We start from the raw sequence: 14,797 nt of genomic DNA, 5'->3' as shown, positions 1-14,797 counted from the left end.
GAACGGGCGGGAACGGGCCGGTCAGCCCTGCCGGCCGGGGCGGAACTCGCGTACGGCGCGCGCCTGACGGGCGAGGGCGAGCAGCAGGCCGTCCTCGGTCCACACGGCGCTGTCCTCCACGGCCCAGCCGCCGCCTGCGTGCTCGGTGCGGCTGCGGACCAGGGCCCAGCCCTGCGCGGGCGCGGCGTCGAGGACGTCGGTGAAGTGCACGGTCAGCTCGGCCGTCGGCACGGGGCGGGGCTCGGTCCACACCGCGAACAGCGCGGGCGGCAGGGCGTCGGCGAGGACGACCAGCGCCTCGGCGTCCACCGGCCGCCCGTCGGCGAACCACATCCAGGCGAGGAGTTCGGCGCGCTCCCCGCCGGCCAGGGGGCGCGCGTCGCCGGCCGGGCGGATCTCCAGGTGGGCGGCGAACGCCGCCAGCGAGCGCGGCAGGGTGAGCGGCGGGCAGGCGCCGGGCGCGGGGACGTCGGGCACGGGCGTGCCGGTGCGGGCTGGGCCGGGTTCGCTCCGTCCGAACACGGCGGTGCCGGTGAGCGCGGCGGCACCGTCCTGCAGGGCGGTGACCGATGACACGGACGTGCGGTGCCCCTCGCGCAGGGTGGTCGCCGCCAGGCGCAGCGGGCGCTCGTCGACGGGGGCCAGGAAGTGGGCGCCGAGCGTGCGGACCGGGAGGCGCTCCCCCGTCCGCGCGGCCAGGTCGTCGCGCATTAATCCAGTGAGTTGGATATTCAAATCAACTCGACAGGAATCCCGGCGGGGTGACGGGGGCGGTCCGCACGGTCACGGAAGGCGACCGGGGATGGGTGGCCCACAGCGGCGTCCGACGGCGGGCACGTGGCCGGTTCCGGGACGCCGGTGGCGACAGGGCGTTCAGTGCGGCGTCGCCCGCGAGGGGACGTCGTGGTGCTGGTGCCCGCCCGTCGCGAGCATGCGGACCTCCCCCCGGTCGCTGATCTCCGCCTGGACGATGCCGGTGTCGTCGCTGTACACCGGGTGCCCCCCGGCACCCTTGCGCTCGGTGCGCTTGACGACCACGGTGTCGCCGGAGACGGGGAAGGTCAGATCGTAGGTTTCGGCATGACTCATGAGGGGAACCTCCTGTCTCCGCCCATATGACGATTTATGCCCAGAGAATCCCTGGCCAATGACACCGGTCATGACGTCCGCTGTGGCGCCGGGCCGACCCCCTGGGAGAGCATGGAGCGGTGTCGATCATCAAGGGGGAACGCATGGCGCACCTCACCCACCTCGCCGCTCCGGAGGGTGTCCCGCCAGGCACCGGTTACAGCCACGTCGTGTGGGGCGAGGGCCGGTTCGTCGCCGTCTCGGGCCAGATCGCGGTGGACGAGCGGGGTGAGCTCGTCGGGCCGGGCGACCCGGCGGCGCAGGCGCGCCAGGTCTTCGGCAACCTCGACCGCTGCCTCACGGCCGCCGGGGCGGACTGGGGCGACGTGGTCAAGCTGACCTTCTTCGTCACCGACGTCGCCTTCCTGCCCGCGGTCCGCGAGGCGCGCGACGTGTACGTCGACACCGAGCGTCCCCCGGCCAGCTCGGCGGTGCAGGTGGCCGCGCTCATCCGGCCCGAACTGCTCCTGGAGGTCGAGGCGTTCGCGATCGTCCCGGCCGCGTCCACGGCCCCGGCGGCCCGGCCGTGACACTGGTCCCGGAGCGGTTCAGCGTGGCGGCGGCGGCCCGGCGCCTGCCCCCGCCGGGGCCCGGCGAACCGCCGCGGCTGTGCCTGGTGGACACGGCGGCGAACGCGGCCGCCGCCGTCCACCTCGCGCCCGGGCTGCTGGACCGCGAGGAGCGCGAGCGGGCCACGGCCTTCCGCTTCGACCGCGACCGCACCAGCTACGTCACCGCGCACGTGGCGCTGCGCCTGCTGCTGGCGGCGTATCTGGGGACCCCGCCCGGCAAGGTGCCGCTGACCCGGGAGACCTGCCCGTCCTGCGGCGGCCCGCACGGCCGGCCCGCGGTCGAGGGCGGCGCGCCGCACTTCTCGCTCTCGCACTCCCGGGAGCTGACGCTGCTGGCCTTCGCCGCGACCCCGGTGGGGGTGGACGTGGAGGCGCTGCCCGGCCAGGAGGCCGTCGACGGCGTGTGGCGCTCGCTGCACCCGGCGGAGGTGGACGAGCTGGGCGGGCTGCCGCCGGTGGAGCGCCGCGAGGCCTTCGCGCGGGCGTGGGCACGCAAGGAGGCGTACCTGAAGGGCCTGGGGACGGGCCTGGCCAGGGACCCGTCCGAGGACTACGTGGGCTCTGGACCCGCCCCCGCCACGGGCCCCGAGGGCTGGTCGCTCTCCGACGTCGCCGTCGGGGACGGCCACCGCGCGGCCGTCGCCGTACGGCTGGCCCAGGGCCGGTCGTCCAAGTAGTGCCGGCCGCCCGGAGGGCGGGCCCCGCGGTTCCCCCAGCTCCGCTGGGAGGTACCCCCAAGTGCGGTGCATCGCAAGGCGGAGAGTCGCCCTCGTAGTGGGCTACTCGGACGATTCCACAACGCAGCGCGGGGCAGGCAGGACTTTGACGAATGGCCCTAGCGCGCGTACTCCTCGGCGAGGAAGCGCATGGTCTGGTCGACGAAGACCCGCATCTCGCGGGAGAGGTTCTTGCCCCGCCGCCAGGCGATCTGGGTGTGCACCTCGAAGGGCACCGGCCACGGGAGGGTCACCAGCGTGCCGGCCTCCAGGGCGTCGGCGACGGTGGCGGTCGGCAGCAGGCTGATGCCGAGCCCCGCCGCGACCCCGCGCTTGATGGATTCGATGGTCCCGAACTCCAGGAAGGGCAGCGACTCGCCCGTACCGTCGTTGAGTTCGGCCTCGAACAGCTCACGGTAGGCGCAGCCGGCCTCGGCGGAGATCACCTGGACCTGCCGCAGGTCATCGGTGGTGATCTTGTGTGCCCGGGTGAGCGGATGGTCGGGTGCGGCGACCACGGTGAGCGGCTCGGAGCCCAGGACCTCGGTCTGGACGCCGGGGTGCTGGGTCTCGGCCTCCATCAGGAAGCCCATGTCGAACATGCCCTGGCGCAGCGCGTGGCAGGTCTCGGCGCACAGGCTGGGCCGCAGCACGATGTGCAGGGCCGGGTATCGGTGGTGGAAGAACTCCAGTAACGGGGGCATCCGGTAGGAGGTGATGCTCTCCATCGAACCGATCGTCAGCACTCCCGAGGGCTCCTCGGAGCCCAGCGTCGCACCGCGCGCCTCGCCGGCGAGGGAGAGCATCTGCTCGGCGTACGGCAGCAACCGCTGGCCGGCATCGGTGAGCTGGATACGGCCCCCGAGACGGTCGAAGAGGTCGACGCCGAGCGACATCTCCAGGCCCTTGATCTGGGCCGTGACGCTGGATTGCGCGTACTTCAGTTCCGTCGCCGCCCGGGTGAAGCTGAGCAGCGTCGCCACCTTGTGGAACGTCGCCAGCTGCCGAATGTCCATTGACCCCTCCCGTGGTTCGGCTCGCGCCGGATCAATACTCCCTCCACAGGAAATCAAGCCGCCGGTGCCGGGCGCCAGAACTCCGGGTTGTCTGATCGAGGACAACGCCCGTCAGCATTCGGACACATCGCCTCCGGCGGGATCGGGGGGAACGGCATCGCCGTCGGGGATCAATCCCTGGCGGCCGATCAGCAATCCCGCCTGGAATCTGCTGGTGGCGCCGAGTTCCTCCATGATTACGGATATGTGGCGGCGGCATGTACGGGTCGCCATCCCGAGGCGGCGGGCGATCACCTCGTCCTTCAATCCCATGGCCATCAGCCGCAGAATTGACAACCGCAGGTCCTCCGTGACCTGCTGGTATTCGGCGGTCCGGCCGACGTCGAAGGGCTGGCTCCCCTGCCATATGGACTCGAACGAGCGGCAGAGATAGGCGACGAGCGTGGGATCGGAGACAATCGCCGCACCCGGCGGTTCCTTTCCCTTCCGTTCCTTCGGAATGAACGCCAGTCTGCGGTCGTAGATGATCAGCCGCTCGGAGAGCTCCTCGGCGGTACGGACCTCGGCGCCGCCCTCGCAGATCTGCCGCACATAGGTGCGGGTGGCGAGGCTGGTGCGGGCGGTGTGCTGGTAGAGCGTGCGGATGCGGATTCCGCGGCGCCGCATCTCCAGGGTCTGTACCAGGTCCTGTTCGAGCAGTTCCGCGCTGCGGCCGCCGCCGGGCTGCAGGCTCATCCGCTCCTCGGTGCAGCGGCGCCGCGCCAGGTCGATCTCCCTGCGCACTTCCTCGAAGTCGTCCAGCACCCTGACCGGCACGTCGTCGGGGGCGGCCCGGTCGCTCGTGCGGTAGACGGCGGACAGCGCCCGTAACTGGCGGTGGATCGCGGCGATCTCCTGCCGGCGGTGGGCGATGGACAGCTCCAGCGGTGTCACCAGTTCCGCTTCCGCGACGTCAGGGTCGAGCGCCACGACGGAGCGGCCGGAGCCGATGCGGCCCAGCAGCCGCAGCTCCTCCAGGGTCTTGCGGGCCTCGGCGACCAGGTCGACGCCGACGCCCAGCTCGGCGGCGATCTCCTCATCCCTGAAGGCACCGTCTCGCAAAGCGCATTCGTACGCATCAACAGCAAGGTCGTCCAACAGGCGATGCTCGTCCACCGATCACCCACCCCATGCCCGATTTGCCGCTATCCACTTGTTGCCGCTCCATCATAGGACACTTCCGGCGGCTCGAACTCGATCTCCGGGACTGACACCTTGTTCTCGTGCCCACAAAGGGCGCGACGGACAAGCGATGTGGGGGGATCCACGATGGTGAACACTCGTCATTTACTTGCCCGGGGCTTCTCGGTGATCGTCCTGGCGGCCGGAGTTGTTTACTCCGCCACCACTCCGGTGGCCCCGGTCGTTTCCGGCGGCAACGGGCCGCGGAACGTCACGCTGGCGGATGACAAGTGGGACGTGGCTCCGATCGGTGGCGCCGACACGCATTCGACCGACGGCCACCACGCCTGATTCGTCACGGAATTGGTTGAAGGAGAAATCATGTCGTCGAATGACCCCATGACCGCACCTACCGGTGCCCCGGAAGAGGAATCCGGCACTCTGCACTGGCCGGGGCGGCACCGCTAGCCGCCCGCCGCCCGCGGCGTCCGGCCCGCCCCGGGGCCCGCGGCTCAGTGGTGCACGCGGCGGTCGCCCGGGGTCACCCGGTACCTGATGTCCCACAGGTTGCGCCGTACGTACGTGCGCTGGAGCCAGCGGTCCCGGCCGTCGTAGCGGGCGGTGAACTCCGAGCGGGCGTGCACGCCCTTGCGGTTGTTGACCAGCAGGGCCGTACCCGGCTCCAGCCGTACGGCGTGCGCCGTCGCGCGGCAGGCCTCGTGCAGCAGTTCCAGGGCCGCGGCGGCCCCCCGGGTCAGGGGGCGCACGCCGTTGGCGGAGACGGCGATCCCGGGGAAGTCCCGGGAGCCGCTGACGATCGGCACCGGGTCCGACAGGACCTCCGCACCGCCCGCGACATCGCGGGTGTAGCTGCCCGGCGCGTTGAGCCGGAACAGCGGACTGCGCAGCGCCTCCAGCGCCCCGTCCGCCAGCTGCCCGCAGATGTCGCGGGCGTCCGCGTAATAGGTGGCCGCCGTCCCGGAGGGGTCGCCGCGCAGGCAGTTGAGGACCAGGAAGTCCGGGTTGGCGACGTCCCAGCGCCCGGCCGGGTCGTGGGTGATGTCGCTGTGGAAGTTGAGGAAGACGGCCGAGCCCTGGTTGGTCTGGGTGCTCTCCCCGCCGGGGACGGGGACCACGTCGTGGATCAGCCGCCCCTCCTTCTCGGTGAGCACGCCGACGGGCTCGCCCAGCAGCCCGGACAGGCCCAGCAGCACGCCCTCGGCGACGAAGCCGCGCTTGGCGGTGCTGGGCCCGCCGTCCACCGGGGTGGGCGGCAGGTCCCGGTCCACGGGCAGGTTGCGCACCAGCGCGACGCCCGGGGTGTCGATGTGCCGGCCGAAGTCCAGCACCTGCTGCAGCAGTTCCATGGGCAGCGCGGCGAAGACCCGGTGGTAGCGGGTCATGGCGCGGTCGATGTCCGGCGCCGGGTCGGGGAGCGCCGCGAGCCGCGCCCCGATGTCGTCCCGTACCGCGTCGGGCAGTTCCAACTCGGCGAAGGTTGCCTTCACGGCTCACACTCCTACAAGGCGGGCGTCGGGGGCACCGGAGGCGGCCGGGAAGTCCAGCCGGTCGTGCAGCCGCTGCGCGAGGTGCAGGGCGTCCTCGCCGCTGTCGGCGATGTGGGTGGTGACCTTGCTGCCGCGCACCTCCGCGACCGGCACCCCCACGTGCCGGCCCGGGGTGACGCCCTGCCGCAGCTGGACGGCCTCCAGGTCGACGTAGCCGCCGATGACGGCCACCCGGGACTCCTGGGTGAGCCGTACGGTGTCGATGCCGGCGACGTGGAAGGCGTTGTGCGCGGCGTCGGCGCGGGCGTCGTCGGGGAAGTCCAGCACCACCGAGCGCCGGTTGAGGACGACGGCGGCCAGCTGGTTGCCGACCGCGCTGATCCGGGTGCCCGAGGAGTACGGGGCCCGGTTGTAGCGCAGCACGATCTCGATGCGGTGCCGCAGCGCGAGCTGGACGGCGCGGCGGTGCAGCACCTTCGCCCCGTACAGCGACATCAGGGCGGCCATGTTGTACGAGACCTGCGGCAGCATCCGGGCCCCGGTGACCAGGTGCGGGTCGGAGGTGTAGATGCCGTCGACGTCGGAGTGGATCTCGCAGACGTGGCTCTCCACGGCGCGGGCGACCGCCAGCGCCGACAGGTCGGAGCTGTTCTTGCCCAGCCAGGTGGGCCGCCCCTGGGCGTCCACGGCCTGGCCGCCGGGGACGACCACGACCTCGTGCCGGTCGAGCGCCCTCCTCAGGGGGCCGGGGTCGGTGCTCACCACCCGGGCCCACAGGAAGGAGGAGTTGGTGACCAGGCCGACCTGGTGCCCGGCGAGCACGGTGGCGCTGCGGCCCGCCTTGTGCAGGGCGCTGGCCAGCAGATGGGCGCTGACCAGGTCCCCGGTGGCGAGCATGCCCGCGGCGGTGGCGTCCTCGGGGCGCAGGTTGACCTCGTGCAGCCGGCCGCGCAGCCCCTCGGTCTCGCCCTGCATCGCGCTGACCACGACTGCCAGCGGCCGCCCCTCGCGGCGGATGCGCTCGTCCAGCCCGGCGGCGAGGTCGTGGTAGGCGGCGTGCGTGCGGAAGGTGGAACCGCCGAACTTCAGCACCGCCGGGGCCTTCATCGTGCGCCTCCGCCCAGGAAGCCGCGGGTCAGCGCGTACTCGGCGATCTGGACGGCGTTCAGGGCCGCGCCCACCCGCAGGTTGTCCGAGACCAGCCACATCCAAAAGCCCCGCGGGTTGTGCGGGGCGACCCGGATCCGCCCCACGTGGACGTGGTCGGGGTGCCCGGCGGTGAGCGGGGTGGGGAAGCCGCCCGGGTGCTCCCGGTCGTGGACGGTGACCTCGGGCAGCGCGGCCAGCAGCGCGACGAGTTCCTCGCGGTCCACCGGTGCCCCCGCCTCGACCCACACCGCCTCGGAGTGGGAGTTGACCACCGGCACCCGTACGCAGGTGGCGGTCAGGTCCAGGTGCGGGAGCCCGAGGATCTTGCGGGACTCCTGGAGCATCTTCTGCTCCTCCAGGGTGAAGCCGCCCTCCAGCAGCCGGTCGATGGAGGGGACGACGTTGAAGGCGAGGGCGGGCCGGAAGCGCTCGGAGGGCAGGTCCGCGTCCGGGTCGCGCAGCGCGACCTCGCTGCCCTCCAGCAGCTCCTCGATGCCCTGGTGGCCCTGGCCGGAGGCGGCCTGGTACGTGCTGACCACCACCTGCCGGACCCCCCAGCGCCGCTGCACCGGCAGCAGCGTGCGGACCAGCGGGATGGTGGAGCAGTTGGGGTTGGCGACGATCCCGCCGGCCGGCCGCCGGTGCAGCTCGTCGGCGTTGACCTGCGGCACCACGAGCGGGGTGTCGGGGTCCATGCGGAAGGCGTTGGTGTTGTCGATCACCAGCGTGCCCTGGGCGACGGCGGTCTTGGCCCACTTGTCGCTGACCGACGTGCCGGCCGAGAAGAACGCGATGTCGGCCCGGGCGAAGTCGAAGTCCTCCAGGGCGGAGACCTCGCACGCGCGCCCGTCGACCGCCACGTGGCGGCCCGCGCTGCGCGCCGAGGCGACGAGGTGGATCTCGCGGTAGCGCAGTCCGCGCTCCTCGATCAGCTCGATGAGGGTGCTGCCCACGGCCCCCGTCGCGCCGACGATGGCGATGCGCGGGGCGGCGGGATCGGTAACGAGGGTCATCGGGGATCTCCGATCTGGACGAGCCCGGCTGCGGGTGCCGTGGCTTCCGGTTCGGTGCCGTCGGCCGTGGCGGGGCGGCGGCCCCGCCACGGCAGCAGCGGCCAGCCGAGGTTGACGCCGAGTCCGGCGGCGGCGATCAGCGGCACTCCGAGGGCCTGCAGCGGCCCGACGCGGTGGCCGTAGACGGCGAGGTCCACCAGGATCGCCACGGCCGGGTAGACGAACGACAGCACCGCGATGCGGTCGGTGGACAGCTTCCGGTACGAGGAGTAGAGCAGGACGTACATCAGGCAGGTGTGGATCACGCCGAGTCCCACCAGCCAGCCCCAGCGCGCCCCGAGGCCCGCGGTCTCGCCGAGCCGGGCGAAGGGCAGCAGCAGCGGGATGCCCACCAGCACCTGGATCAGCGCGGTCAGTTGCGGGCGGACGGTGGTGAGGCGCTTGGCGATCACCGTTGCGAAGGCGTACAGCAGGGCCGCGAGCAGCGCCTCGGCGACGCCGAGCGGGTACCCGTGCCCGCCGGGACCGGCGCCGGGCAGTCCGGCGACGAGCAGCACCCCGGCGAAGGCCAGCAGGATCCAGCCGGCGCGGTGCCGGTCGAGCCGTTCGCGGAACAGAGCGACGCCCAGCAGCACCACGTAGAAGGGCTGGGTGTGGTAGACGACGGTGGCCACCGAGATCGAGGTGCGGTGGTACGCGTCGAAGAGCAGCACCCAGTTGAGGACGATGAACACCCCGCCGAGCGCGGCGAGCGCGAAGCTGCGGCGGGTCAGCCCGGTGTTCCTCAGGTGGCCCCGCAGCAGGCAGTAGGCGGCCAGCGCCACCGCCCCGAAGACGCAGCGGAAGAGCACCACGGTGGAGGAGGAGACCCCGGACTCCAGGACGAAGACGCCCAGGGTGCCGGAGAGCCCCATGGCCGCGGTGAGTTCGAGGGCGCCTGCGCGCCCGTGTGCTGCGGGTGTGGTGTCACTGGTCATGCGCCCTCGGCTCCTTCCGCGGCGGACGGGGGTCAGTGCAGGGGGACGGCGTAGTGCAGCCCTCCCCGGGTCCACAGTTCGTTGGGGCCGCGCGGCACGTTGAGGCCGGAGGCGGCGCCCAGGTTGCGTTCGTACACGTCGGCGTAGCTGCCGACGGCGGCCAGCACGCGGGCGGCCCACCGCTCGTCGAGCCCGACCGCGGGGCCGTGCGGGCCGGCCTGCGCGGCGGCCTGCGCCGCGCCCTCGTGCTCGGCGGCGGGCAGCAGCTGCAGGACCCAGCGGACCAGCCGGAACCAGTGCGGGTCGGTGTCGCGGACGGCGGCGGCCATCGGCTCCCGGGAGATCGAGACCGGCAGGAGGCGGTGTGCTGCGGGGTCCGGCAGCCCGGCGCGGGCGCCGGCCAGGGCGATGCGGTCCAGGACGTACGCGGCGCAGTCGCCGGAGGCGTACGCGGCCAGCGCCTCGGCCGGGTCGTGGAAGCCGACGGGGACGGTGGTCAGGCCCCGCGGGCCGTACCACGCGGCCAGGTTGACCGGGGTGGTGCAGCCGGTGTGGACGGCGAGCCGCCGCCCCGCGAGGCGGGCCGGGCCGTCGATGCCGTCGGCGGCCCGCACCAGGAAGCCCTCGCCGTCGTAGGCGGTGATCCCGGCGAAGAGCACCGGGTGGGCGGCCTCCCGCCCCAGCGTCCAGGTCAGGTTGCACACCGTCAGGTCGGCCTCGTCCGCCGCGAGCACGCGGAGCCGGTCGGCGGCGCGCACCGGGCGCCAGTCGACGGCCTCCGGGTCGTGGAGGACGGCCGCCGCCACGGCGCGGGCGATGTCGGTGTCCAGCCCCGTCCAGCGTCCGTCGCCGGTGCGCAGGGACAGCCCGCGGATGCCCTGGGAGACGGCGGCGCGCAGGGCGCCCCGGGCGCGGACGGCGTCCAGGGTGCCGGTCCTCGCGCGCGCGGGGGCGGTCACGAGGCGTACCCGGGGAGCGGGCGGGAGGCGCCGGTGAGGTCCTCACGGTCGTAGTGGCGTTCGTTGAAGGAGAGCATCTCGCCCAGGCCGCGTGCGGTGACCGGGGGAACGGGCGCCGCCGGGCCGTCCGTCCGGCCGGCGGTCACCGGCATCGCGCCGGCCTCGGTCCAGCGGAGCACGCCGTAGGGGTCGACGGCGGCGCGGGCGCGGTCGGCGTTGTCCGGGTGCAGGCAGTACGGCACGTCGAGAACGCCGCGGGCGAAGGCCGCCACGAGGGCGTCGCCGACGGTGTCCCCGAGGCCGAGGGCGGCGTCGACGAGCGTCCTGGCCTCCTCGTACAGGCCGGTGGCGGTGGGCCCCGGCCCGGCGCAGGCGTCGGCGGCGGCCGATTCCGCCACGGCGTGCGCGAACTCCAGTGCCTCGACGTTCTCCTCGACGGTGGGGATGCGGTGGGACTCGGCGGGGGTCTTGACCACCAGCCGCTCCGCGCCGCCGCGCACCGCGAGCCGGACGCTGTGCTCCAGCAGCCGGTAGGAGCCGATCGGGGTGCGCGGGAAGACGCCCATGAAGGTGTAGAGCACGAGGTGCCGGTCGGTGTCCGCCAGCCGTTCCGCGGCCAGCCGGCGCAGCGCGGCCAGGGCCTCCAGGTCCTGGCCGGGGTGGACCTGCTGGGCGTAGCTGAGCGAGATGCCGGTCAGCCCGTGCTCGCGGAAGAACATCCCCTCCAGCACGCTGAGCGCCACCAGCAGCGACGGCGGGCACAGCTGGCCGAGCATGCAGCCGCCGAAGGTCTCCAGGTGCGGGGGCACGGGCAGCCCGGCCAGGAGTTCGCAGGCCTCCCGCCACTCGCGGACCGCCGCGGCGAGCGGGGTGCGGCTGTAGGGCAGGCAGTACGAGACGGGGCCGCCCTCGGTGGCGTCGATCCCGGCCTCGGCCATGACCCGGAACAGGCGCAGCGGCAGGGCGGTGCCGTGCCGTACCTGCACGGGGAAGTCCCGCGCGGCCGTTCCGGCCAGCAACTCCCGCACGGCCACGGGCCCGTGGGCGATCAGCGGGAAGCCGTTGAGGTCGGCGGCGCGGTCGCGCAGGGCGCGGCGGGCGGCGGCGTAGTCGTGGCAGCGGGTGTAGCTGTCGAGGGTGATGGTGCCGACCGAGGTGGCGCGGGCCTCGCGCACGGCGCGCAACCCGGCCCGCATCCGGTCGAGTTCGCCGAAACCCATGCGGGGCTGGACGACCAGTCGCCCGGCCGCGCGGGCCCGGCGGACGAACGCGGAGAAGCGGTCGGGGCTGTACGGCATCAGGCCACCTCCGCCAGGGCGGGCGGGGTGCGCAGCGCCCGCAGGTAGGCGCCGAAGCGGGCCAGCGCGCCGCCGCCGGTGTCGTCGCCGTCGGCGAAGACGGCGTCGTAGCCGGCGGCGGCCAGACGGGCGGCGAGGCGGGCGTCGTCGCGTCCGTGGACGCCGAGCTTGCCGCCGATCACGACGGGGAGGGCCGCGAGTGCGGGATCGGCGCGCAGGGCGCGGATCAGACGCAGGCCGTCGAGGTGACCGTGCCCGTTGACGGTGCCGATGACCAGCAGGTCCGGGCGGAGCGCGCGGCAGGCGCCGGCGATCTCCGCGTCGGGGGTGAGGCTGCCGAGGTTGGACACCTCGTGGCCGTGCTCCTCCAGCAGCAACTGCAGGAACACCAGGTTCCACATGTGCGCGTCGGAGGAGACACCGGAAACAATGATCCGCCTCCGGGAGGCAGCAGCCATGCCAGTCATTGATTCCCTCGGTAGGAATGTGGAGTGGGCCGGGGAAATCATCCGCGGCGCGCCGCCGGAGGGTCCAGCGGGGCCGGGTGGAAATACCCGAACGTCGCGATCAGGAATTTCTATCCCGCACTGTCCGGATCGTCCCCGTTCCCGAACAGGTCCAGCCTGGTTGCGGCCATGCCCAGTTGGAAGCGGGTCTCCACACCGAGCTTCTCGCACATCCCCGACAGGTAGCGGCGGAGCGTACGGGTGGAGATACCCAGCCGCCGGGAAATGAATTCATCCGACCTGCCGAGTTCCAGCTGGCGCAAAATGGCCACCTCGACGTCCTCGAAGACGTCGCCGTCGAAATCGCCGTCTACCGGTTTCGCGTGCTCCCAGATGTGGTCGAATATCACTTCGAGAAAGGAGACCACGGTCGGGTCGCGGAAGAGCGCGGCGCCGCCGCCCTTTCCCGTGGACACCAGGGCCACGACCCCGTCCAGCAGGATCATCCGGCCGGGTATGACCGCCGCGGTGCGCAACTGGGCACCGAGGTCGCCCAGTCGGGTCATGTGCCGCAGCGCCTCCCGCTGCCGGCGCGCGGTGTGCGGGACCACCGTCCGGTACCGCACGCCCCGGTCGAGCAGGTCGCGGTCCAGGTCGAGGGCGGCCCGCAGGGTCTGCGGGCCGCCGAGGGTGGGGTGGGCGGTGAGCACGCGGTCGCGGACCTGCGACGACAGGTCGGCGAGCCGGTGCCGTACCGCGTCGCCGTCGGTGAGCAGTTCGGTGGTGGTGCCGGCCAGCCGCTGCCGCTGGTGGGCGTCGTACAGGGCGCCGAGCGGGCCGAGGTCACGCCGGGTGGTGTCGATCTGGCGCAGCAGCTGGTGCGCCTGGAGGCTGAGGGAGGCGGTGAGTTCGGCCGCGGCCAGGCCGGGCGAGACGACCTCGTAGCGGCAGGGGCCGTCCGGGTGCAGCAGCCGGTGCGCCATCAGCCGCTTGACCGACTCGTCGAAGTCGTCCGGAACCAGTCCGAGTTCCGACGCGCACCGGTCGGCGTCCGGCGACACCTGCAGCAGGTGCCGGTAGACGCCGATGTCCTGGGATGTGAGCTCCTGGTCCGACACGGCGGCTCCCCTCGGCTGGTCGTGCTGCTCACATGGCGAAGTGGCGCTCCAGGAAGTCGGTGGCCACGTCGCCCCGGCGGAACTCGGGGTGGCCGAGGATCTCCTGGTGCAGCGGGATCGTGGTGTGCACGCCGGGCCCGGAGACCTCGAACTCCGCCAGCGCCCGCAGGGTGCGCTCGATGCAGCTGCCGCGGTCCGGGCCCCAGACGATCAGCTTCCCGATCATGGAGTCGTAGTACGGGCTGACGCGTGAGCCCGGGTCGTAGTCGGTGTCCACCCGGACCCACGGGCCGCCGGGGACGCGGTAGCGCTCCAGGAGTCCGGGCGTGGGGGCGAAGGCCCGGGCCGGGTCCTCGGCGTTGATGCGGCACTCGATGGCGTGCCCGCGGATCTCCACGTCCTCCTGCTTGACCGACAGCGGGCTGCCGGAGGCGACCCGCAACTGCTCGCCGACCAGGTCGACGCCGGTGACCAGCTCGGTGACCGGGTGCTCGACCTGGATCCGGGCGTTCATCTCCATGAACCAGAAGACGTCCTCGCCGCGGGCGCCGTCCCCGCCGCCCTCCCCGTCGCCGGCCTCCAGCAGGAACTCCACCGTGCCCGCGCCCCGGTAGCCCACCGCGCGGGCACCGGCCAGGGCCGCCGCGCCCAGCCGCTCCCGCAACTGCGGGGAGACGCCGGCCGAGGGGGACTCCTCGACGAGCTTCTGGTGACGGCGCTGCACCGAGCAGTCGCGCTCGCCCAGGTGCACGGCGCCGTCGAAGTCGTCGCAGACGACCTGGATCTCGATGTGCCGGGTCTTCTCCAGGTAGCGCTCCATGTAGACCGCACTGTTCTTGAAGACGGCCTGCGCGCTGGCCCGGGTGGCGGTGTAGGCGTCCCTCAGGTCCTGCGGGCGCCGTACCACCGTGATGCCGCGGCCGCCCCCGCCCGCCGCGGCCTTGATGATGACCGGGTAGCCGATCGCGGCGGCGACGGCCTCGGCGGCCTCCACCGAGTCGACCGGCTCGATGGTGCCCGGCAGCAGCGGCAGTCCGGCCTCGGTCATCAGCCGGCGGGCGGTGGCCTTGTCGCCGACGTTCTCCATGACGTCCGGGGGCGGGCCGACGAAGGTGATGCCGTCGTCGGCGCAGATCTCCGCGAAGTACGGGTCCTCGGAGAGGAACCCGTAACCGGGGTGGATGGCCTCGGCACCGGTCTTGACGGCGGCGCCGATGATGTTGGGGATGTTGAGGTAACTGCGCGCGGGCGCGCCCGGGCCGATGTGCACGGCCTCGTCCGCGGCCTTGACGAACCGGGCGTCGGCGTCCGGGGTGGAGTACACCGCCACCGTGCGCACGCCCAGGTCGCGGCAGGAGCGGATGATGCGCAGCGCGATCTCCCCGCGGTTGGCGACGAGCACCTTGTCGAACACGGCTGTGCCCTCTCAGTCGACGGGGACGAGGTCGATCAGCGGCTGGGCGTACTCGACGACCTCGCCGTCCTGGACGTGGATCGCGTGCACCCGGCCGCGGGTCTCGGCGGTGATCGAGTTGAGCAGCTTCATCGCCTCGATGATCGCCAGTTGCCGGCCGGGCTCGACGACGTCGCCGACCTGCACGAAGGGCGCCGCGCCGGGCGAGGACGCCCGGTAGTACGTGCCGACCAGCGGTGCCGTGACGCTGACCAGCCCGGCGGGCGGGGCGTCCCCGTCGGCCTGCTGACCGACCCCTGCGCCTTATACACAACCTCACAGG

At 73.0% G+C, this 14,797-nt stretch carries 17 protein-coding genes; 3 read left to right on the top strand and 14 right to left on the bottom strand.

What is annotated here, in order from left to right; all coding sequences use genetic code 11:
• Positions 1–21: 21 nt before the first annotated feature.
• Together PV341_RS36720 and PV341_RS36715 are read right to left on the bottom strand one after the other, a co-directional pair.
• Positions 22–711: an acyl-CoA thioesterase gene (locus PV341_RS36720; RefSeq protein ID WP_500360077.1), complete on the bottom strand. Its 690-nt coding sequence runs from the start codon at positions 709–711 to the stop codon at positions 22–24.
• A gap of 162 nt (positions 712–873) precedes the next feature.
• Entirely contained in the window at positions 874–1,089 is a 216-nt protein-coding gene (locus tag PV341_RS36715; RefSeq protein WP_499514004.1) for a DUF6296 family protein, read from the bottom strand.
• 143 nt (positions 1,090–1,232) lie between these two features.
• On the opposite strand from PV341_RS36715, the gene PV341_RS36710 reads away from it, so the two are divergent.
• A complete protein-coding gene (locus tag PV341_RS36710; RefSeq protein ID WP_500325572.1) occupies positions 1,233–1,658 on the top strand; it encodes a RidA family protein in 426 nt (141 codons plus the stop codon).
• The gene (locus tag PV341_RS36705) at positions 1,655–2,377 is read left to right on the top strand and encodes a 4'-phosphopantetheinyl transferase family protein (RefSeq protein ID WP_500325419.1); all 723 of its coding nucleotides are present in this window, start codon (positions 1,655–1,657) and stop codon (positions 2,375–2,377) included. Before PV341_RS36710 ends, PV341_RS36705 begins: the two co-directional genes overlap by 4 nt.
• Positions 2,378–2,535: 158 nt before the next feature.
• Here PV341_RS36705 and PV341_RS36700 read toward each other — a convergent pair whose 3' ends face one another.
• Both PV341_RS36700 and PV341_RS36695 read right to left on the bottom strand, forming a co-directional pair.
• On the bottom strand, positions 2,536–3,432 hold the full coding sequence (locus PV341_RS36700) for a LysR family transcriptional regulator (protein WP_500325421.1): 897 nt from the start codon (positions 3,430–3,432) through the stop codon (positions 2,536–2,538).
• A gap of 111 nt (positions 3,433–3,543) precedes the next feature.
• Positions 3,544–4,587 (bottom strand): helix-turn-helix transcriptional regulator, encoded by a 1,044-nt coding sequence (locus PV341_RS36695; protein WP_500325423.1) that lies wholly within the window; start codon positions 4,585–4,587, stop codon positions 3,544–3,546.
• 153 nt (positions 4,588–4,740) lie between these two features.
• Here PV341_RS36695 and PV341_RS36690 point away from each other — a divergent pair, with 153 nt between their 5' ends.
• Positions 4,741–4,944 (top strand): hypothetical protein, encoded by a 204-nt coding sequence (locus PV341_RS36690; protein ID WP_500325425.1) that lies wholly within the window; start codon positions 4,741–4,743, stop codon positions 4,942–4,944.
• Between the two features lie 161 nt (positions 4,945–5,105).
• On the opposite strand, the gene PV341_RS36685 is transcribed toward PV341_RS36690, so the two are convergent.
• The 10 genes from PV341_RS36685 to PV341_RS36640 form a co-directional block, all read right to left on the bottom strand.
• Positions 5,106–6,101: a TauD/TfdA family dioxygenase gene (locus PV341_RS36685; protein ID WP_500360076.1), complete on the bottom strand. Its 996-nt coding sequence runs from the start codon at positions 6,099–6,101 to the stop codon at positions 5,106–5,108.
• Positions 6,102–6,104: 3 nt separating this feature from the next.
• The gene (locus PV341_RS36680) at positions 6,105–7,208 is read right to left on the bottom strand and encodes an amino acid kinase family protein (protein ID WP_500325428.1); all 1,104 of its coding nucleotides are present in this window, start codon (positions 7,206–7,208) and stop codon (positions 6,105–6,107) included.
• Positions 7,205–8,263 carry an aspartate-semialdehyde dehydrogenase gene (locus PV341_RS36675; protein WP_500325430.1) on the bottom strand — a complete coding sequence of 353 codons (1,059 nt, stop codon included), beginning with the start codon at positions 8,261–8,263 and terminating at the stop codon, positions 7,205–7,207. The genes PV341_RS36680 and PV341_RS36675 overlap by 4 nt, the downstream gene beginning before the upstream one ends.
• Entirely contained in the window at positions 8,260–9,240 is a 981-nt protein-coding gene (locus tag PV341_RS36670; protein WP_500325431.1) for a DMT family transporter, read from the bottom strand. Before PV341_RS36670 ends, PV341_RS36675 begins: the two co-directional genes overlap by 4 nt.
• Before the next feature lie 32 nt (positions 9,241–9,272).
• On the bottom strand, positions 9,273–10,199 hold the full coding sequence (locus tag PV341_RS36665) for an amino acid ABC transporter substrate-binding protein (RefSeq protein WP_500360075.1): 927 nt from the start codon (positions 10,197–10,199) through the stop codon (positions 9,273–9,275).
• Positions 10,196–11,497, bottom strand: a complete 1,302-nt coding sequence (locus PV341_RS36660; protein ID WP_500360073.1) for a methylaspartate mutase — start codon at positions 11,495–11,497, stop codon at positions 10,196–10,198. The genes PV341_RS36665 and PV341_RS36660 overlap by 4 nt, the downstream gene beginning before the upstream one ends.
• Positions 11,497–11,955: a cobalamin B12-binding domain-containing protein gene (locus PV341_RS36655; protein WP_500325436.1), complete on the bottom strand. Its 459-nt coding sequence runs from the start codon at positions 11,953–11,955 to the stop codon at positions 11,497–11,499. Before PV341_RS36655 ends, PV341_RS36660 begins: the two co-directional genes overlap by 1 nt.
• Before the next feature lie 119 nt (positions 11,956–12,074).
• A complete protein-coding gene (locus PV341_RS36650; RefSeq protein ID WP_500325438.1) occupies positions 12,075–13,061 on the bottom strand; it encodes a helix-turn-helix transcriptional regulator in 987 nt (328 codons plus the stop codon).
• Positions 13,062–13,089: 28 nt separating this feature from the next.
• Entirely contained in the window at positions 13,090–14,475 is a 1,386-nt protein-coding gene (locus PV341_RS36645; protein WP_500325440.1) for an acetyl-CoA carboxylase biotin carboxylase subunit, read from the bottom strand.
• A 12-nt stretch (positions 14,476–14,487) separates the two neighbouring features.
• Positions 14,488–14,709: an acetyl-CoA carboxylase biotin carboxyl carrier protein gene (locus PV341_RS36640; protein WP_500360079.1), complete on the bottom strand. Its 222-nt coding sequence runs from the start codon at positions 14,707–14,709 to the stop codon at positions 14,488–14,490.
• Positions 14,710–14,797: the final 88 nt, after the last annotated feature.

Source organism: Streptomyces sp. PA03-1a, assembly GCF_033792805.1.
GTDB lineage: Bacteria > Actinomycetota > Actinomycetes > Streptomycetales > Streptomycetaceae > Actinacidiphila.
The sequence above is the reverse complement of the archived record's forward strand: the minus strand, read 5'-3'. Positions and strand labels throughout refer to the sequence as shown.